Source organism: Paraburkholderia sp. RHO2 (assembly GCF_050955445.1).
Lineage (GTDB): Bacteria > Actinomycetota > Actinomycetes > Mycobacteriales > Mycobacteriaceae > Prescottella > Prescottella agglutinans_A.
The window spans coordinates 51,995-71,250 of sequence record NZ_CP162618.1 but is presented as its reverse complement, the minus strand read 5'-3'; the positions used below and the strand labels follow the sequence as shown (position 1 = coordinate 71,250).

Genomic DNA, 19,256 nt, shown 5'->3' with positions numbered 1-19,256 from the left:
CTTGCTGTGGCAGTGTCGATGTCATCCGACCGCGAACACGGCGCTGGCAAGTGTGATGCAGTACCAGTACGTGTACATCATGTAGGTCGTGTTGTCCGATCGCCGGTCTCGGAGGCGCACAACTCGGTACGCGATCGCGAGGGAGAGGGCCCCGGCGGCTGCTCCGATGCACTGCGCCACCGCGGGGGCGCCGCGATAGAGCGCGACGTAGGTCAGCACGGGGTAGACGGCGAAGGCGACGCAGAAGAACAGTCGAGAGCTCCTCTCCCCCATCACCATGACCGCGGTCCTTCGGCCGATGGCAGCATCACCGGCAAGGTCGCGTAGGTCTTGGAGGGAGACGAGGACGCCCAGTGGGACAGCGATCGTCAGGATCCAGGTCCACGCGGTATCGGTCAGTGGTGTGACGATCTGCCACGCGGCGGCGAGTTGCGCGATCGTTCCCGCGACCATGGCGGTGTTCTTGCCCCACCCGGTGCGTGCCCATCCGAGGTGATTGTGGAGTCCCCAGGCGGCTACCCAGAGGCTGGTCCACAACAGCACCCCGAGCGCGGCGCCGACGACGAGGAACGCCACTGTAGCCAGGACCAAGCGGCGGCGGGCACCAGTAGGTGTGATCATCCCGGTCACTAGGGGCCGGTGGGGTTTGTTGATCCGGTCCTCGTCGATGCCGATGAGCTGGTTCGACAGGTTGAAGGTGTAGATGTACAGCCAGAAGTACACCAGGCACTTCGCGATGACGGTCGGCAGGGATTCCGCGGGTAGGCCGGTGCTGTTCCAGGCTGCGATGGCGAACGTCGTTGCCGGCAGCACTGTCGCGGAGAGGTCTCCCCAGGTGAATGACCAGCAGATCCTGGCTTCGTGTATGGGTGCACGCACGAGGCGCCCTATCCGGGTGTCGGTGGGTTTGATGTCGACTGTCATGGCTTACCCCACCGGATGTTCCGTCGTACCGGGCGTGTTGTCTGCCCCGATTCGACTCGTGAGTCGCATCATCAGATGCCGCGGTGCCGGAAGGTGTTTGAGTGAAGCAGAGACAGGACGATCACTCAATGCGGTCAGTTGCCAACGGGCGGTGATGGTGGCGAGAGCGAGGCCGGCCTCGGTCAGTGCGAACTGATCACCGATGCATTTTCGGGCGCCGGCCCCGAACGGGATGTACGTTGTCCGGTCGGGTTTGACGTCGTCCCACCGGGAAGGGGTGAACTCGTTCGCTCGTTCGTAGATGTCCTCGCGCCGGTGGATGATGTGTGGACTGACCGCCACGGTCGTGCCTTCCGGGAGGCGTATCCCCGCGAGTTCGGTGTCACGCGAGACCACCCGAGTGAGGAGCCACCCGGCTGGATACATCCGCAGTGTCTCGGTGAGCACCCGGCTGACGGTCGGGAGGTTCCCGAGATCATCGAACCCGGCGGTTCTGTCGGTCAGGAGACGATCGACCTCCGCGTGGACTTCATGCTCGACTTCGGGTGCGCGGCCGAGCATGTAGAGCGCCCACGCCAGTGTGCTTGCGGTGGTTTCGGCGCCCGCGAGGAAGAAGGTGAAGATCTGGTCGGCGAGTTCGGTATCGGTCGGCGAGTTCGGTATCGGTCATTGACGCGCTGTCGCTGCCGGCCTCGGGGTCGCGCGCACTGAGCAGTGAGGAGAGTAGATCGCCTCGATCACGGTCATCGGAGCGCCGCTCGGCGATCAGTTGTCCGCCGATTCGTCGAAGTCGGTCCTTGGCCTGGTAGTAGCGGCGCGTCCCGGGGGTCGGTAGGCGGTTGACTATCGGAGGCATCACCATACGCCGGAACATCCCCTCGGCGATCAGGCCGAAATCGTCCGCGACCTGCTGGACGGTCGATTCGGGCAACGATGTCGAGAACATCGTGCGCACGGCGACACGGACGGTGAGCTTTGACATCTCCGAGCTCAGGTCGATGACCTGTCCGTCGCGCCAGGACCGGGTGACGTCCTCGACAGCCGTGGCCATCACCTCGGCGTAACCGGGGAAGCGATCGAAACGGAAGGTCGGCTGGCACAGTCTGCGCTGACGCCGGTGAGTGGCGTAGGTGCATGTGCCCAGTCCCTCTCCGGCGACCTCGCGGGACCGATCGTAGAGCGGGCCTCCGCGGTCGAATGTCCGATCGTCGAGAAGAACGTCACGGGTCAGCTGCGGGTCACAGACGACCACGACCGTCATCGGCCCCATCTTGATCCGGACGAGATCCCCGGCTCGGGGCAGGGAGGAGACGAAACCGAGCGGGTCCCGGAGAAAGGATGCACCGTGCCCGAAAACAGGCAGGTGCCCCTTCGCCAAGGGGATGTCGTCGATGGTTCCCATGTGATTGTTGTCCTCCGATGCAGTTGGTTTAGCTGCGGACGTGTCGATGCGCCTCGGATCAAGAAGAGGGTGGCGTCAGGTGGGCGATCGTTGTTGCAACGCGGTGCCGGTTGCTGAGGCGGTCGAGGATGCACTCGGCGATCGATTCGCTGTCGAGCCCCTGTTCCCGGAGCAGCCCGGCTCGGTCGCCGTGCTCGATGAACTCGTCGCCGAGGCCGAGGATCAGAAAGGGAGTCGCAATTTCGGCGTCCGAGCAGTCTCGAAGTAAGGCCGTCCCCATCCCAGCGCCACGCACCGCGTCCTCGACAGTGACGATGAGTTCGTATCGTGCTGCCATGGTGAGCAGTCTCGGATTGATCGGCTGGGTCCATCTGGGATCGACGACGGTCGCCGGTACTCTGTGCATTTCGAGAACCTGGGCGGCAGCGACGCACTCCGACGCGAGTGGGCCGGCTGCGATGATCAACACCGTTTGTGAGCCGGATGAGCTGTCGTGGAGAACATCAATGTCGTCGATATGAGCGATCGAGGGAATCGCCTCGCTGACCGACGCGCGCGGGTAGCGGACGACGGTGGGGCCCTCACAGACGACGGCTTCGGCGAGGAGTTCCCGTAGTCGCCGCGCGTCTCGAGGAGAAGCGACGCGCACGCCAGGTATCGCGCTGCATAGTGCGGTGTCCCACATGCCGTGATGCGATGCACCATCCGGGCCCGTGATGCCGGCGCGGTCGACGACGAAGGTCACGGGCAGGCGGTGTAATGCGACATCCATCAGGACCTGGTCGATGGCCCTGCTCAGGAAGGTCGAGTACAAGCACACCACGGGATGCAGGCCGCTCATGGCGAGTCCCGCGGCAGAAGTTACGGCGTGCTGCTCGGCGATTCCGACATCGAACACGCGCTCCGGGAAGGTCTCGGCAAAGGGCGTGAGGCCGACGGGGTCGAGCATGGCTGCCGTGATCGCGACAAGGTCAGGCCGCTGGGATGCCAGGCGCACGATCTCACGGGAGAACTCTCCGGTCCACGTCGGTTGTGGTGGTGCGACGGGACGCCCGGTTCTCGGGTCGATGGTGCCGACCGCATGCATGCGGTCTCGTGCATCCTGCTCGGCGGCCTTGTATCCCTTTCCCTTGACGGTCACACAGTGCACGACAACCGGTGACGTCGCCTCGGCCGCCGCGGTGAGTGCGACTTCCAGCGCCCCCAGGTCGTGCCCGTCGATGGGGCCGACGTACTCGAGCCCCAGCGCGCGAAACGTGTCGCCGACCGCCATCCGGTTGTGTTCGTCGCTGGTTCCTTGACGGCAGAGCCCACCGACCGTGGGAGCGTACGAGCGGCCGTTGTCGTTGACGACGATCACCACGCGACTGTCGTTGGCGACGATGTTGTTCAGGCCTTCCCACGCGAGGCCGCCAGTCAATCCGCCGTCGCCGGTCACCGCCACGACACGCCGGTCTGTCTCGCCTTGTAGCCGGAAGCCTTTGGCGAGTCCGTCCGCGTAGGCCAGGGAACCCGAGGCGTGTGAGGACTCGATCCAGTCGTGCTCTGACTCGGCGCGGCTGGGGTACCCTGACAGGCCACCGGCTCGGCGGAGGCTGCCGAAGCGCGCAGCACGGCCGGTGATGATTTTGTGTACATAGCACTGGTGCCCGGTATCGAACAGGATCGCATCCTCGGGTGAGCTGAATACCGTATGCAGTGCGATGGTCAGTTCGACGACTCCCAGGTTGACTCCGAGGTGCCCACCGGTGGCGCTGACGTGGTCGATAAGGAAGTCCCGGATCTCGGCAGCGAGTTCTAGCCGTTCCGGTGCGTCGAGACGCTTGACATCGCTGGGTGCGTGCAGCGACGCGATCAGCGGCCACTGATCGAGACCCGCCGGTGCTGCGTTGTCGTACGCGAAAGCCGCTCCGGTCATGAGGTCACCACCAGCTGCTCGAATCGGCGAGAGTGACTGGTGTGCAGGATCATCGGGACCTGCCACAGATGAAGTCCGCGAGCCTCCGAAGATCGGCGGCATCCTCGCCGCAGTCGAGCGCATCCACGCACACCCGCGCCTCGGTCAGTGCTTGCTCGGCTTGCTCTTCAGCCCATGCCCGGGCCCCGCACGCCTCGATGAGATCAGCCATCGTCCGGAGGCGAATGGGATCGTCGTAGGCGGGGTCGGTGTCGTAGAGCTCACGGAACTGTGCATTCGCTTGGAGGGCAACGACGACAGGCGGTGACTTCTTGCGATTGACTAGATCGGAGAAGACCGGCTTGCCAGTGACGACGGGATTCCCCCAGATCCCGAGGATGTCGTCGGTCAACTGGAATGCGATCCCGAGATGATGGCCGAACTGGGCGAGAAGCGCCGCCCGTGCGTGGTCCGCCCCTCCCCCGGTCGCGCCGATCTCACACGCGCATGCCAATAGAGACGCAGTCTTGCCTTCGATCATGGTCATACAGTCGCTGAGCTCGACGCTCGTGCGGGACTCGAAATCGAGATCGTCCGACTGGCCGGCACACAGCGACACAAGAGCGTTCGCGAGGGTTGTCATGCTCGCCCGGCCTGCGAGTTCGTTGATCGCCAACGCCAGCAGCGTGTCCCCGGTCAGTAGCGCGTCGCCGGTCCCGAACATCGTCCACGCTGATGGACGGTGGCGCCGCTCGGTATCGCCGTCCATCAAATCGTCATGGATCAGCGAGAAATCGTGTACGAGTTCGACCGCGACCGCTTCGGGCAAACACGTCTGCATGTCCCGAGCGCCCACCGCGGCGGCTGCGGCGAACACCAGGGCTGGTCGAACCGATTTGCCCGACCTGCGCATCGGGGCACCGTGCTCGTCCCACCATCCCGCGTGGTAGCCGGCCACATGGCGAACCTGCGGTCTGGCGGTGTCCACAACGGCACGGTAAGCAGGCTCGACCAGTGCCCGGGCTTCGGCAAGGACATCGTCGGCAGTCCTCGATGCACTGGTCAGGTGCCCGACAGTTGCGCTCCCCACCTTCTGCCCCCTCTGCGTCGCTGACAGCTCTGCGGAGAGTGGTCCGGTCAACTAAGCCCCCGGCGAGCACCCCCCGTGTATTATTCGGATGATAACAACATTCGGATGATGACCGCATTTGAAATGGGATAAATCAGAGGTAGCGGAGGAATCGGATCGATGGCGCGGCTGACAAGGGTCCAGCAGCAAGAGCTCAACCGGCGCAGGGTGCTCACCGCAGCCCGAGCCGAGTTCTCCGAGCGGGGATTCCGCAAAGCGACCGTCGACGAGATCGCCATCCGCGCCGACCTCACGCGAGGTGCGGTGTACTCCAACTTTCCCGGCAAGCGTGCCCTGTACCTCGCCGTCCTCGCCGAGGAGGCAGAGAACGCCGGCGAAGTCCTACATACTCACGCAGACACCCAGGTGGAGGCGCTCGGGGTGTTCGCGAGCACCTGGGTTGATCGACTGCCCCGGACCAACAACTACGAGTATCAGGGATCGGTGCAGCTCACCTCGCCGATGCTCGGTGTCGACCTCATCCCCGAAATCCTCACCGACGAACAGTTTCAGCGGCCATTCGCCCAGCTGGTGAAGCTCGATGCCGTACTGCTCGGGTTGGCCCTCGAGCGACTATCCCGGTCCGCCGAGCGTATGGTCGGCGTCGCCGAGTCGGTGCTCACCGTCCTCTACGGCGCCAGCCAGTTGTCCTTCGTCGCACCCGACTTCGTCGACCCGGCCAAGGTGATCGAAACCTGCCAGCACATCACCAGCATCCAGATCGACGATCGGTGGACTACCCCACCCGCAGCTGGCATCGCGCCCGAGACCGTCCACGAGGAATGGAGCCACCCCCGGGCGACCGATATCGTTCGCGGCAAGCCGACAACAATCGGCGACGGGATCGTTGCCGTGGTCGGCATGAACCGGCTCGAACACATCGAACACCTGGCCCGTACTGCACCGGACGATGCGCCGGTCACCGCCGTGCTTGTCACCGCGGATGCGGTCGAGCTCGCTCCGCTCGCTCGATTGGCTCTTGCGGATCTGTGCCGGTCACTGCGCCAAGCGTTCCCCTCCACCGCGTGGCCGCAACTACAGGTGATCGTCGACCCGAACGGTGAGATCGCGGCAGCCTGCGGGATACCCGATGTCAACGACGACACCGAGGCCACCCTCTCCATCTCCGATGGCCACATCAACGCGCGCAGCATCGGGCCGGATGCGTGCGCGCGTGCCAATGCCCTAGTCCCGGACGCTCGAGACCACTGACGCTTCACCGCCCACCCAGCGCATCAGCATCGACGAGGAGTGAAGAATGGCGCAGATCCGCGAGAGCGGCGGCCTGCTGAAGTGCTCGTTCTGCGGCAAGGGCCAGAAGCAGGTGCGGAAGCTGATTGCCGGACCTGGCGTCTACGTCTGCGACGAGTGCATCGACCTGTGCAACGAGATCCTGGAAGAAGAGCTGGCGGAATCCGGCATCGTCGAACGCGAGAACATGCCGACACCGGCCGAAATCTGCAACCACCTCGACCAATACGTCATCGGTCAGCACGATGCCAAAAAATCGCTCGCTGTCGCCGTCTACAACCACTACAAACGAATCCGCGCCGCACACGACAGCAGCACCACCCCCGGCAGCGAGACGGTCGAACTCACGAAATCGAACATCCTGCTGCTCGGGCCGACCGGCTGCGGAAAAACTTATCTCGCACAAACCCTCGCCCGCATGCTCAACGTCCCCTTCGCGATCGCCGATGCAACAGCCCTGACCGAAGCCGGCTACGTCGGGGAGGACGTCGAGAACATCCTCCTCAAACTGATCCAGGCCGCGGACTTCGACGTCCAGCGAGCCCAGACCGGGATCATCTACATCGACGAGATCGACAAGGTCGCCCGCAAGAGCGAGAACCCGTCGATCACCCGCGACGTCTCAGGCGAAGGCGTCCAACAAGCTCTCCTGAAGATCCTCGAGGGAACCCAAGCAAGCGTCCCCCCGCAAGGCGGCCGCAAACACCCGCACCAAGACTTCCTTCAGATCGACACCACCAACATTCTCTTCGTCGTCTCCGGAGCCTTCGCAGGCCTCGAGAAGATCGTCGCCAACCGAACCGGACACCAGGGCATCGGGTTCGGCGCCGAGATCCGCTCGAAAGACACCGACAACCAAGATCACCTCGGCGACGTCATGCCCGAGGACCTTCACAAGTTCGGCCTGATCCCCGAGTTCGTCGGCCGCCTACCGATCGTGACGACCGTGCGCCCCCTCGACAAAGACGCGCTCGTCAAGATCCTCACCGAGCCGCGAAACGCGCTCGTCAAACAGTACGCCCGCCTCTTCGACATTGACGGCGCCACACTGACCTTCACCCCCGAGGCCCTCGACGCGATCGCTTCCCAAGCCATTGTCCGAGGAACCGGCGCCCGGGGACTACGAGCCATCATGGAGGAGGTCCTCCAACACTTCATGTACGAGATCCCCAGCCGCGACGACGTAACCGAAGTGGTCATCGACGCAGAGACCGTGAGCGCCAACACCAACCCATCGATCGCCGAACGGCGACGCGACCGAAGCCACGTAGAGCGCGACACCACCGGCCGCGAAGCGGTCTGATCCACTACCCCAATACGGCTCGGGCAATCCCGAAAACCGGAGGAACAAGATGTCCGACGTCGCACACCGACCACGACCTTCCCTAACCAGAACAGCCCTCAAGATCGGCTGGCTGATATGCGTCGCCTCGATTCTCGTTATTCCCGGTGCATTCGCGCTCCTCGCAGGATTGCCCGCCGCCACGGCCGGTCTGGTCACCCTCTTCACCACCATGTGCGTCGCGCTCGCAGCACTTCTTATCAACCTCCGCTAGACCCCTCCCCGGAGCCCCGGTCGCATCCCCAGCTCGAATCCACGAATGCAGCGGGGTGCGTGGCGAATATCCCAGCCGCGTGCCGGAATCACCATCGAGCTCAGTATGGTCGTCAGGCAGAATCAGAACATGCCTGCCACCGACAGCCTCACCGCGCAGTTCGAGGAGTTCTTGGTCTACCGAAGCACGGGGAAGCCCTCTCCGGCCACGGTGAAGGCCTACCGGCAGGATTTCGATGCTATCGCCGAGCTCCTCGCCGCCGTCGCCGGCGTATCCGTCGGCGAACTCCGCTGTGAGCTGCTCGACAAGGAACGCATGCGCGGGGCGTTCGCCGGCTACGCCGAGACCCACTCGGCGGCGTCGATCCGGCGCTGCTGGTCGACGTGGAACACGTTGTGCGACTACCTATTCACCGCGGACATCATTGTGGCGAACCCGATGTCGGCTGTGCTGCGGCCGAAGATCCCCAAGACGGTCCCGAAGTCGTTCGACAACGACGCCGTGCAACGCCTCGTGGCGGCCCTCATGGAACCGGACGACGCGAACGCCCGAGCGTGGCAGGAACGCGACTTCGCGATTGTGCTCACCACCCTCCTGACCGGGTGCCGGCTCTCCGAGCTGGTGGTGATGAACGTCGGCGACTTCCGCGACACCGACGACACCGGCCGGGTGAAGGCGATCATGGTGCACGGCAAAGGCAACAAAGAACGAGTGCTGACCGCCGAAGCCGGGCTCGTGGACGTGCTCACGACGTACCTCGAATCGCGGCTGGCCCGCTTCCCCCAGACAGCGAAGCGACGGTCCTCCCCCACTGATTTCCCCTGGCGCCGGCTGCGTGCGACGGACCCGCTGTTTGTCGGACTGGACGGGGAGCGAATCACGGGACCGACGATCCAGTACCGGGTCGAACGGGCGTATCGGCGGGCCGGGATCAACGGAAGGCGCACGAAAGGCGCACTCGTGCACCAGCTCCGCCACACCTTCGCGACATCGCTCGCAGACTCGGACGTCAATGTCTATACCCTGATGCGTCTACTCGGACATGAGTCAATGACAACTACCCAGCGATACACGCAGGGAGCCGGCAAGGAGACCCGGGCAGCAGCCGCCGCCAATCCCGTCTACAGCATTCTCTCGACTCTTTGACGCGACGTCGTTGGCTCGATGTATCCCCACCGCTCACCGACGGCGGGCCGAGTGTTCGAGGTGCACCTCCCACCGCTGAGGAACACCTCCATGTCATTGTGGGTGCACCCGGTGTACGCGATCTCCTTTGGCCTCAACAGCACTCGGTCACGCCCGGTCGCGATAAGCCGCACGAGGCGTGGCGCTCTTCTCCTTCTTCGTTGACCGCGTCGACGACAGAACCTCGCGAATTCTTCGACTAACCGAAGATGGAACGGGCACCCCCGCGCGTATAGAGATTCTTTTAGGTCTCCTAGGGATCAAGAGTTGTTCGACTGGTATTCCGATTTTCCAAGGGTTCCGTCGTGGCCGGACTTCTACTTCGGGATCAACTCGTGCGCCTAGCAATGGGTATGAACCCAGGGTATTCTCGTCGACCGGCTTGACGAAGGTCTGGTCTGGATCCTGGTCGTCGACGGCCTCGATCCGGAAGCTCGACGTACGGTTCAGGGCTGATCCGCCCATCTGCAACCACTGCGCCAACGATTGGGGGCCGCCAGGTCTCGGCTGCTCTTCGTGGCTGAAGAGCGCGGCATCGACCCCATCGGTGCCGCGCTTTCGTCGGCCTCGCTCGGCCGGCAGCTCTCGGACCACTCGGCCTTTACGTCGCCGCGTCGTCAGCCACACATCAAGCTGACCTGAATCCGGTGCGTGTGAACCGGATCTGCCGCCTGTTATTGTCGCGAGACAGGGACTGCGGGCACACCGACCTGTCGGCCTCCGACAGGTAGTCGACGACGATCCGGTACGCCCGCGCGGCGCGTCCTGACGACGCCTACGCCAGCACCACACTCCATCTCACCGAGCCGCGCTCGCTCCGGCGTCCGTGTCTTGCCTCCGTGACGACCTGCTTCTGCACGTCGGTGTCCGAGACCGTCGCACACGCCGCCCGCGCTGGACGCCGGGCCGTGATCGCATCGTTTGAACACAATCCAGGCACACCCGGGCGATCGGGACAACAACTGCTGGTACCCCACCCCCCGACACTGCGGCACCAGCGCACAACGATTCATCACCCCCGATCGGCCCGACCCTGTAGGACCGAGCGGGTGGTGAAGACGCTAGGTCGAAGCGATCGGCCGCCCGCGCCGATTGTGTTCGGCGAGGTTCTGGGGGCTAGGAGCCGAGTTCTCTGCTGTTTCCGCGGCAGGGATCCTCATCGGGTGTGGTCGTGTGCTTGGTGGGACGACGGTTTGGCGTGTTGTTCAGCATCTCGGTCAGGCTCCGAGGATGAGACTGTCGTTGAGGCACCACGGCCCGAACATCGGGAGCGGTGCTGGGTTCCGTACCGAAGGACTGCTCGTCGTTCTTGGAGATAACCGGGGCGGGATGGTGCAGCGTTTCGCCGGGAAATGCACGGCGCCAGCGAGTTCCCTTGATCAAGGTTCCGGTGTTGTCGTTCGATGGTGCGACCCTCACCGAGATGTATTCCCGGGGGCCTGGGATGGGGACTCCGAGGTCGGCTGCGGCGTGTTTCTGCTGGTTGTATGCGCCGCTCAGGATGATGTATCCCTCGGGGGAGAGCGCCGTGCGGGCGCCGCCGTTCGCGCGGACACGTCTCTGGTCATCAAGCTGCATTGCAACGGTGCGCACCGCGGTCCGATGGACCAGCTGGCCTTCAGCGACGCGGAAGAGTTCATTGGTGCGCTGGGTACCGTGCTGGAGGGCGAAAATGTTCTCGACGGTATTCCTGGGCAGCTGCAGCAGGATGTTGCCCGGCATGGGGGCGTCCTTCCACAGCCAGTACACCGACGACCTTCCGAGCGCATTGAGTTTGACCTTCGTGTCCCGGTTACCGCTCTCGGCCCGGAACTCTTCACTCACCCGGACCAGCCCGAGCGACCAGCAGGAATGTTCGTCGCTGCCGGTCGCCACAAGAGCCAGCCGATCGAAGACCTCGGGCGGCAGCATCCACTTACCGAGTGTCTGGCTCCACTTGGCGTCGACCTGGTGTCCGGCGATCCGGTAGTCGGTTTCGTCGCCGTCATCGAACCCGAACTCCCGCTGGGCGTTGATCTCGAGCAGCGTGCCGAAATGCGTCCTCTCGGTCTTCATCAGCTGATCCCAGCGGTAGCGCCCGGTCTCCGCGCCGTTGTAGATCATGTCGTAGGTGTGTCGGACCACCCCGGCCCACCGAGATCCGTCGGGATCGAGGCGACGCAGTTCGGCGGCAACCTCGTCGAGTTCCGGGTCGGATGTGGCGGTCAGGCTAGGGAGTGCATCAATCGTCACGAGTGGTTCCTCTCGTCGCTGTGAGAATGCCCGCGAACAGCGCCGTCAGCGGGCCGTCGGCGTTGCCCGACAGCGGTGTCGCTGTATACGCCCGGTCGGTCCTCGCTCTGAGTGGTCAGTGGCCGGGGAGGGTTAGCATGTGCTTGTAGGTCGTTCTCCAGTGCCAGTCGAAGTAGACGCGGCTGGCTGTGCTCGACACCCATTTGGCGCACTGCCGACCCTTGATCTGAATTCGAACGTAGTCTTCTTCGGGACCGCCTAGCCGGACGGTGGGGCTAAGAACGATGTGGCCGTTGGCATTGACTCCGATGTCACCGGATTCATAGAGCGCGTCGCAGCCGAAGACACACGCGATCATGGCGATGTTGTCCACGTCGAGGCGTTCGTTCTCGGTGCAGGCTGCTCTCTTCTTAATGTGGGCCGCCCGGAGGTACTCACCGGCGAACACGCGGCCGCACACGTCACACGTTGCGGTGTCCCCTGGGATCAACAGTGCCCGAAGGAACTTCTGCTCCTGCCGGGACATGGCGGTGTAAGCGCGGTCCGTCGCAGCTATCCCCTTATGGACCGCGGCGGAATAGCCCGCCCAATCGAGGGCAGGGGCGCGTTCGTCATCCGGGATTCCCAGATAATCGAGCACCCGCGCGCTCTGCTCTGCGGTGAGTACGTCGAAAGCGCGCAGGTATTCGTGACCCCAGTCGGTCGTGGTCCGGATGAAAGGGATCAGTTCTTTGTACGTCACGTCGATCGACCGGACACGGTCGATGAAGTACAGGTACTTGAAGGGTTCCCCGCCGTCATCGAGCGACCACAGCGCGCGTCCGAGATTGTCGTTCTCGACGGTATAGGTGATCGTGGCCAAGGCAGTGAACGACTTATCCGGGCCTCCTGTGTAGAACAGGACCTTTGCGCCGGGTGCGAGCCGACTCCACTGATTGAACTTCGACTGCCGCTTACCGTGGCTCAACCCCCACAGCCGCGCCTCACCGGTGGGGTACCGATCCTGCAGCACCGCCATCTGCCCCGGAGGGATCTGCGAGCTGTAGGCGGAGAGTTTGATCGGCTCCACCACCGTCTTGCGGTAGTGGTCGACGATCGTCTTCTTAGTTAGCGTTGCTGGCTGTAGGGCCACCAATGTCATCTGCCTGCTCCTCCCCCGCTCCACCATGTGGAGTCCATACTTGCGCTACAACGACAGCCGTGATCGACCAACCACAGACCTTATGGCCGTGACTGATTGACTGTTTCACCCGGCACAGGGGTGGAACAGGTTTCGCACCGGCACCGCCGCATTCCCGGCGAGCAATCGTACTGATCCCACTGTTCAGACGCCTGCGAGTGTCTTACTGATCAGCGTACGAACAGCCTCGTAGTCAATCTCGGTGACGACGCGGTGAACCAGAGCGATTGAGTACCACTCAGACTTTCGCCCCACCAGCTCGCGCGACCATCCGCCGCCCGTTCGACGACGCCGGTGACCTTCTCACTGGCAAGGATCACTGTGGGGTCGAGCATCACTGCTGCGGCGACACTGTCGTGTGAGGTGTAGATCGGATGGTCGACGTCATCGGATGTTTGGCGCGGATACTCCCTCGTTCACGGGGAGAGGAAGCGCCGTCCTCCTTTCTGTCGGTGGGGTCGGCTAGGTTGCCGCGTGTGGAGGAAGTCGTGCGGTACACGTATCGATTGCGTCCGGGGGTGCAGGCGCAGCGGGTGCTGACCGAGGAGTGGCATCGGTGCCGGTTTCTATGGAACGAGGCTGTCCACCAGCAAAAGTCGGGCGGGCGGCTGACGTTCGGGAGATTGTCGAAGCTGTTGACGGCGGCACGGTCCCGCAATGCGTGGTTGCGGGACGGGTCCCAGGTCGCGCAGCAGTAGACGTTGCGGACGTACGGGCAGGCGTTGGAGCAGTCGTTCACGGTGAAGGGTCGGGGCCGGCCGGCGTTCAAGCCGCGCAAGAGAGCACTTTTGTCGTTGGAGTTCACGCGCCGGGGGTTCCGGATCCGCGACGGCCGCCTGGTGCTCCCGAAGGGGATCAGTGTGCCGGTGGTGTGGTCGCGGGAGTTGCCGTCGGAGCCGACGAGTGTTCGGATCACGCGGGATTCGCTGGGGCACTGGTATGCCTCGTTCGTCGTCCGACGGCGTAACCGCCGCACCGACGGCCACGGCCGGGATTGGTGTCGACTGGGGTGTGTCCACTACCGCCACCACGACGGACAGCGAATTTGATCTTCCCTATCTTGGGCACCGCAAACGGTGCGCCGCAGAAGTGGCCAAGGCGCAACGGAAGATGGCGCGCCGCCACAGCGGCAAGCGCGGCCCGCAGTTGCGGGGCTATCAGCGTGCGCGGCGGGAGGCCGCGAGGCTGCACAAGAGGGCCGCTCGCCAGACCCAACACGACTCCCGTGTGTGGGCGAAGAGGGTCGTCGAACGCCACGACCTGATCGCGGTCGAGGACTTCACACCGAGGTTCTTGGCGCGGTCGCCGATGGCGCGTAAGGCCGCGGATGCGGCGATCGGCGCGGAGAAACGTGAACTTCTCGAGCGTGGTGCCGGCCGGAGGGTGGTGTTGGTGCGGCCCGCCTATACGACGATGACGTGTTCGGGGTGTTTCGCGAGAGCCAAGCAGCGACTCGGACTCGGCGAACGAACCTTCCGGTGCACGGCCTGCGGACACACCGCGGGTCGGGATCGGAACGCCGCCGGGGTGATCCTGGCTGTGGCAGAACGCGGCCACACACGTGTCGACGACATCAGACAATCTGATCGCCTCCCCCGGGGGGACGGTCCGGTTGCGGTCTGAGCGTGAAATCTCCTGCCTTCAGGCAGGAGAAGCGTTAAAAGTGCTGGTGCAGTCCACGTGGTAGTTGGCGGTGATCGCCTGTACGAACTGGGCGATCTCCGTGGTCCCCGCCAGGTCCTCCAGCTCTGTCCACGCCATCTGAAGCCGGCCGGTGACGTCCATTCCAACCCAGGTGACAGGGCCCGGCGCAGACGCAACCCGAGCGGCAGCCACGGGATCGTGGTTCGTGTTCGTATCTCCCTTAGCCAGGAAATTTGGAACCGCCGCCACGACGTTGTCCCGGCGGCCCGCAGCTCCCATCCCGCCCACGATCGTCACGGACCGGAACCGTTCCAGAGCATTTGGGTCTCGGTCGACGGCGGCAGCGAGATTAGTGAGCGGGCCGAGGCACAGCAGGTCGACCTGGCCGGTACGCTCGTCGCCAGTTCGAAGGAGTTGGTCGACGGCCGACTCACTGCTCACATCCTGGCCTGCACGCGGGTGCAGACCGCGGTCGCCTAGGCCATCGGCGCCGTGGGGCGAAGGTGCAGTTGGTTGCGGGCCAGGCCTCGTACTTCCGACGCACACCGGGATGTCGGCACGGCCGGCAGCAGCGAGAACCGCCAACGCGTTTCGGGCAGCTTGATCTTCACCGCAGTTCCCGAACACCGAACCGACGCCGATGATCTCGGTGTTCGGTTCGTGCAACACCGTCAGTATCGCGAGTGCGTCGTCGATTCCGGTGTCGGCGTCGACGAGGACCATCCGGATATCGGTGGCGTCCGTCGACTGGCGTCTCTCGTCTTGGCCCACGCGGCTCCTCCAAGTTGTCGAGTGTGCTGGGGTCCTCGGCGGTGAACGGCCGGGATTCCTACTCAGCCTCACCATTTGGGTGGGGTCTGTTCGGCGGGTTCCTGCTTCACCGGACCTGCTGCAGCGAGCTGCAGTCTGGCACTCCCTCCACAGGCGACGAAGGACTCCGCCAACCCTGCGGCGTCGAGAATATCGACCGCGGCGGTGTAGTCGCAATCCAGGTTCGCGGCGCAGTCGCACACTTACCATCGGACGTGCAACGGCTTCGCATCGCCGATCCGCTCGCACTGCAAGCAGGCGCGTGTCGACGGCGTCCAGCGGCCGATCCGGATCACCTGACGGCCGTGTCGGGCGGCCTTCTGTGAGCCGCGCGCCATAGCGGTCATCGTCCCTCTGCCGACTCTGGCTGCTGGGCATCCACCGCACTGAGGAGGTGAACGCGATGGATTGGCCGTGGTTCATCTCCGGCCGCGGTCCGCAGCGGATCGGGCTAGCGGCTGGCTCGATCCTGGGATCGACTGAATCACAGTCCCTTTCGAGTGTTTGATCCGTTTGCAGGGGCGCGATGGTCCGATAAGGTGAACGCACGTGTCCGCGGGCAGGGGGCTGGCGTAGCCAGGGGGCCCGGTGGGCACGACGACGTTTCTCCCTCCAAGTGGTGGGGAGTGGAACGTCGATAGGCGGGAGGTGCGCGGATCTTGTAGGGGGAATCTGCGCACCTCCCGTTGTCGGTTCTGCGCTGTGTAACTGGTGGGGATTCCTGGTGGCCGCGCGTCTTGGCGCTGGTCGGGTGCTGAAAGGGGTGTGCCCCGGCTTTCGTGGGGGAATGCCGGGGCACTGCGCGGGCCTCCTGGGGGGACGAACCCGCGCACCCGCACCGGATTAATCTGGGGGATCACGACCGGTGCGGAAGCTTTCGCCGCTGAGTGTAGAGGATAGAGCGGCTATCCCCAAAAGCGGTGCGGATCAATTACTTCGGTGAGGTGAGGGCTCGTTCTGCGCGCGCGGTCTCGGCGTTGTCATGGGGTCAGCTGCAGCCAGATCTCCCGCCGCGACTGCTCCTCTTTCGTCGCGCGCGCCGCGGTCGTCGGTGCAGGTCACTGCCCCATCGCGGATTCCGCGATCGAAATACCAAGCCGCAGTACCCGGACGATCGCCGGGCAGGCGAGGAGCGGCCAGATGAACGCCGGCTTCCCGTTTCTCCACGACCACACGACGCCCGCGATCATCGCGACGGTGATCGCCGCGGTGCCGAACCAGGTGAGCGCCATCCCTTGGCTGCCAGGGCTGGTGTCGCAGTCGGCGGGACAATGTCGGTGGCCATCGCGAACAAGAAGGTCATCCCGATCGCGTACATCGCGACTCCGGCCGCCGCCAACCCCAAACCGGCCGTGGCTACCTCGTAGCGGTATTCCAGCCCGGTCTCCTCGCGGTCGCTGAGCCGTCTGCGCCGGTGGCGTTCTCGGTCGTGGCGTCTCCTGGCGCCGTGGGGGCGGCACTTGGCCGGCCCGCGGTGGTGGATGTTCGGCGCAGTCAGTTCCCGACTGCGGCCGAGACGATCACGGCGCAGAGAAACCACAGCGCGGCGATCAGCATGACCGCGATCAGCGGCCACCACAGGGCGCACCGCCGGCGCATCAACGACCTCACGACCAGTGTGAGCATCGCGAGCAGGATCAGCACGACGCCAGCGAGCCCGATCAGGATCGTCCAGTTCACGACGTCCACGTTGCACTCGCCGGGGCCGCATGTGCCGGTGGCCATCGCGAGAAACACGGTCAGCAACGCCGCGTAGCCGCTGAACACGACCGCACCGGCCGAGAGGACAATGCTCGCCGCGATGTTCACAGCACGGTGCCGCGAAGACCACCTCGCCGGTCGGATCGCGGATCCTCCCGTCAGCTCCCCTATCTCGTGCACAGCCGCGGTCAGCGTCCGCGGGTAGTGGTCGGGATCGTGCTGTAGGTGGGGGTGTCGGCGGCGTTCGAGATGGCCCAGCCGATGACTGCGACGTAGAAGATGACAAGCAGTACCCACACCACGACCCACAGGAGCAGGGAGATTTTGCCGAGGCGCTTGGCCCGCTCGGCGGCGCGCTGGGCTCCGGCGCGATCGCCGGCCGCCCACAGCGGGTAGACGTTCGTCGCGTGGGTGAACGCGGAGAAGGCGAGCGGCCAGAAGAAGATGAGCGCGGCGACTGCCCAGCCGATGTTCGACTTCGGCGGCAGCGGCTGGACGGGTGCACCGTACTGCGGGGCGGGCGTCATGGCGGCGGGATCGTAGTTCGGGTGCATCGCGAATGTCCTTCTGTTGCAGTAGCTGTCACAGAGTTAGATGCGCCGGGGCGTCGAAAGGTTCCGACGATGGCAGATTCCATGACCGGCATAGGCGAAGAGCCCGGCGCAGTGCGCCGGGCTCTTCGTCCACGTCTCTCTTCCGACGGCGGCATCGGCCGCCGTGTGGCTACAGCACGCCGCCGTCGTCGTGGATCTCGATGTGGTCGTAGCCGCCGCTGATGTCGAATCCGTTGTCGGCGTCGAACTCGGCCCCGATATCGAGGCCGACCTCGGGGATTCCCCCGTCGAGCGGGTTCATGCTGAAGTCGACGCCGAACTCGCCGCCGGCCTGCACTCCCGAGTGCCCGGACACGGCGCCGTCGACCGACTCGACTGACACGTCACTCGCGCCGGTCGCGGCGTCGGTGCTCAGGTCGATGTCGTCGTAGCTGACCTGCGCGTCGAACTGCCCTTCGGTGGCGAACTGGCCGCCGACATCGACGCTGACCTCCGAAATCCCGCCCGTCGCGCCGACTGAGATGTCCACGCCGCCGCTGACCGCGACACCGCCCCCGGCCGAGATACCGGCGTCGAACGACTGGATTGATACCTCGGCGCCGGGGTCGTTGAGCATGCCAGTGAGGTCGATCGAGAACCCGTCGACGATGGAGCCGTCGGCGGATCCCGCGCCGCCGACCGAGATACTCGCACTCGGGTCGCTCGGGATGCTGGGGTTCGAAGAAGTGGGCGTGGTCATGGCGTGCTCGATTCCTTCTGCTTCGGGAGAACTGCGCTAGATGACGGTCGCCTAGTTGGATGCAGCGAGACCGCCAAAGGTTCCCAACGCGGGCAACTTCGGCGCAGCAGCAGCGTCAGCCAGCGGATATCCAGCGGTCCTCTCCGTCGCGCGCTGTGTCGCACACCATCGCCTTCCCGGTGGTGGTGATGCCCGTGGCCCCTGGCGTTGAGCAGAACGATCCGGGATGCACGGTGCCCGAGGACTGCTGAGGCGCGGGCTTCGGCGCCGGCGGAGGTGTGTATGCGGGCGCCGGCCGGGTGGTGCGCGGCTTCCACGGTGCGCCGCACAGCTCGTCGCCCTCGGCTCCCATCGACTCGCGCCAGGTAGCGTCGCTGCACGAGTACTCGAGCGTGTGCCCTGTGGTGGGTACGGGCGCGGCGGTCGTCGTCATCGGCGGCAACGTGGATGTCGGCGTCGCGGTTTCCGTCGTCTGCGGCACCAGCGGAGCGATCGATACGGTGGTCGTCGGCCTGGGCTTGGTCGTGGTGGTGGTCGTGGTCGGCGCGGCCGATGAGGTTGTCGTGGGGGCAGCCGGCGCAGGGTCGGCCTCGTCGTTCACGGTGGCCGCTCCGATGGCGCCGAGTCCGAGGAACGCCACGAGCACACCGCCGACGATCCACGGCCACTTCGGCTTTCTCTTCTCCGGCTGACTATCCGACGCGCCGGTGGGAATCCCGGTGCTTATCAGCTCTGTTGCGGGTTCGGCTCCCCCGCCGTCAGCGACGTGCGTCGCGGGATCGGACCCGTCCATGTCGATCACCTGCGTGGCGGGATCGGCGTCCTTCGGTCTGGTGTCGCCGGTCCACTGTGCGCCGTCCCAGTAGCGGTCGATCGCCGGATCGTAGGGGTCGGGATGCCAACCAGCGGGAGGGTTCATCGGAGTCCGTTCACTGTCTGTCCAGGAGCAATGTTCACGCGGCAGTGTGGCAGGACCCGCCATTCCGTCAGATGTGAACCGAGGAAATGGGGCCGACGCCACACGGCCTTCGCCGCGGCGTCATACCGAGCCT

The 19,256-nt window shown here is 64.8% G+C and carries 19 protein-coding genes and 1 pseudogene; 7 read left to right on the top strand and 13 right to left on the bottom strand.

Annotated elements, in window-relative coordinates:
• Positions 1 to 21: 21 nt before the first annotated feature.
• The 5 genes from ABTV10_RS25445 to ABTV10_RS25425 all read right to left on the bottom strand — a co-directional run bounded on the left by ABTV10_RS25445 (position 22) and on the right by ABTV10_RS25425 (position 5,211).
• On the bottom strand, positions 22 to 813 hold the full coding sequence (locus ABTV10_RS25445) for a UbiA family prenyltransferase (RefSeq protein WP_499035660.1): 792 nt from the start codon (positions 811 to 813) through the stop codon (positions 22 to 24).
• Between the two features lie 114 nt (positions 814 to 927).
• Positions 928 to 1,548 carry a cytochrome P450 gene (locus ABTV10_RS25440; protein ID WP_499035908.1) on the bottom strand — a complete coding sequence of 207 codons (621 nt, stop codon included), beginning with the start codon at positions 1,546 to 1,548 and terminating at the stop codon, positions 928 to 930.
• Positions 1,454 to 2,326, bottom strand: a complete 873-nt coding sequence (locus tag ABTV10_RS25435) for a cytochrome P450 (protein ID WP_499035659.1) — start codon at positions 2,324 to 2,326, stop codon at positions 1,454 to 1,456. Before ABTV10_RS25435 ends, ABTV10_RS25440 begins: the two co-directional genes overlap by 95 nt.
• 58 nt (positions 2,327 to 2,384) lie before the next feature.
• Complete coding sequence (locus ABTV10_RS25430) at positions 2,385 to 4,244, bottom strand: 1-deoxy-D-xylulose-5-phosphate synthase (RefSeq protein ID WP_499035657.1); 1,860 nt, start codon at positions 4,242 to 4,244, stop codon at positions 2,385 to 2,387.
• A gap of 49 nt (positions 4,245 to 4,293) precedes the next feature.
• Positions 4,294 to 5,211 (bottom strand): polyprenyl synthetase family protein, encoded by a 918-nt coding sequence (locus tag ABTV10_RS25425; protein ID WP_499035656.1) that lies wholly within the window; start codon positions 5,209 to 5,211, stop codon positions 4,294 to 4,296.
• Between the two features lie 261 nt (positions 5,212 to 5,472).
• On the opposite strand from ABTV10_RS25425, the gene ABTV10_RS25420 reads away from it, so the two are divergent.
• The 5 genes from ABTV10_RS25420 to ABTV10_RS25400 all read left to right on the top strand — a co-directional run bounded on the left by ABTV10_RS25420 (position 5,473) and on the right by ABTV10_RS25400 (position 9,986).
• Positions 5,473 to 6,564: a TetR/AcrR family transcriptional regulator gene (locus ABTV10_RS25420; RefSeq protein WP_499035655.1), complete on the top strand. Its 1,092-nt coding sequence runs from the start codon at positions 5,473 to 5,475 to the stop codon at positions 6,562 to 6,564.
• Positions 6,565 to 6,610: 46 nt separating this feature from the next.
• Entirely contained in the window at positions 6,611 to 7,906 is a 1,296-nt protein-coding gene (clpX, locus tag ABTV10_RS25415) for an ATP-dependent Clp protease ATP-binding subunit ClpX (RefSeq protein WP_499035653.1), read from the top strand.
• Between the two features lie 49 nt (positions 7,907 to 7,955).
• Entirely contained in the window at positions 7,956 to 8,159 is a 204-nt protein-coding gene (locus ABTV10_RS25410; RefSeq protein WP_499035651.1) for a hypothetical protein, read from the top strand.
• Positions 8,160 to 8,288: 129 nt separating this feature from the next.
• On the top strand, positions 8,289 to 9,305 hold the full coding sequence (locus ABTV10_RS25405; protein WP_499035649.1) for a tyrosine-type recombinase/integrase: 1,017 nt from the start codon (positions 8,289 to 8,291) through the stop codon (positions 9,303 to 9,305).
• 555 nt (positions 9,306 to 9,860) lie between these two features.
• On the top strand, positions 9,861 to 9,986 hold the full coding sequence (locus ABTV10_RS25400) for a hypothetical protein (RefSeq protein ID WP_499035648.1): 126 nt from the start codon (positions 9,861 to 9,863) through the stop codon (positions 9,984 to 9,986).
• Between the two features lie 474 nt (positions 9,987 to 10,460).
• Here ABTV10_RS25400 and ABTV10_RS25395 read toward each other — a convergent pair whose 3' ends face one another.
• Positions 10,461 to 11,576 (bottom strand): NaeI family type II restriction endonuclease, encoded by a 1,116-nt coding sequence (locus tag ABTV10_RS25395; RefSeq protein WP_499035647.1) that lies wholly within the window; start codon positions 11,574 to 11,576, stop codon positions 10,461 to 10,463.
• Positions 11,577 to 11,691: 115 nt separating this feature from the next.
• Entirely contained in the window at positions 11,692 to 12,717 is a 1,026-nt protein-coding gene (locus tag ABTV10_RS25390) for a hypothetical protein (protein ID WP_499035646.1), read from the bottom strand.
• Positions 12,718 to 13,208: 491 nt separating this feature from the next.
• On the opposite strand from ABTV10_RS25390, the pseudogene ABTV10_RS25385 reads away from it, so the two are divergent.
• Positions 13,209 to 14,379 (top strand): annotated as a pseudogene (locus ABTV10_RS25385) (RNA-guided endonuclease InsQ/TnpB family protein).
• Positions 14,380 to 14,397: 18 nt separating this feature from the next.
• Here ABTV10_RS25385 and ABTV10_RS25380 read toward each other — a convergent pair.
• Positions 14,398 to 15,171, bottom strand: coding sequence for a nucleoside hydrolase (locus tag ABTV10_RS25380; protein WP_499035645.1), 774 nt, complete (start codon positions 15,169 to 15,171; stop codon positions 14,398 to 14,400).
• 1,097 nt (positions 15,172 to 16,268) lie between these two features.
• Positions 16,269 to 16,442 carry a hypothetical protein gene (locus tag ABTV10_RS25375; RefSeq protein ID WP_499035644.1) on the bottom strand — a complete coding sequence of 58 codons (174 nt, stop codon included), beginning with the start codon at positions 16,440 to 16,442 and terminating at the stop codon, positions 16,269 to 16,271.
• 3 nt (positions 16,443 to 16,445) lie between these two features.
• Between ABTV10_RS25375 and ABTV10_RS25370 the strand changes: the two genes are divergently transcribed.
• Entirely contained in the window at positions 16,446 to 16,577 is a 132-nt protein-coding gene (locus tag ABTV10_RS25370) for a hypothetical protein (RefSeq protein ID WP_499035642.1), read from the top strand.
• A gap of 127 nt (positions 16,578 to 16,704) precedes the next feature.
• Here the strand turns inward: ABTV10_RS25370 and ABTV10_RS25365 are convergent, their stop codons facing one another.
• From ABTV10_RS25365 to ABTV10_RS25350, 4 genes are all read right to left on the bottom strand, one after another.
• On the bottom strand, positions 16,705 to 17,019 hold the full coding sequence (locus tag ABTV10_RS25365) for a hypothetical protein (protein WP_499035641.1): 315 nt from the start codon (positions 17,017 to 17,019) through the stop codon (positions 16,705 to 16,707).
• A gap of 80 nt (positions 17,020 to 17,099) precedes the next feature.
• Positions 17,100 to 17,465, bottom strand: coding sequence for a CD225/dispanin family protein (locus tag ABTV10_RS25360; protein ID WP_499035640.1), 366 nt, complete (start codon positions 17,463 to 17,465; stop codon positions 17,100 to 17,102).
• A gap of 169 nt (positions 17,466 to 17,634) precedes the next feature.
• Positions 17,635 to 18,204 carry a hypothetical protein gene (locus tag ABTV10_RS25355; protein ID WP_499035639.1) on the bottom strand — a complete coding sequence of 190 codons (570 nt, stop codon included), beginning with the start codon at positions 18,202 to 18,204 and terminating at the stop codon, positions 17,635 to 17,637.
• A 115-nt stretch (positions 18,205 to 18,319) separates the two neighbouring features.
• On the bottom strand, positions 18,320 to 19,123 hold the full coding sequence (locus ABTV10_RS25350) for a DUF2510 domain-containing protein (RefSeq protein ID WP_499035637.1): 804 nt from the start codon (positions 19,121 to 19,123) through the stop codon (positions 18,320 to 18,322).
• Positions 19,124 to 19,256: the final 133 nt, after the last annotated feature.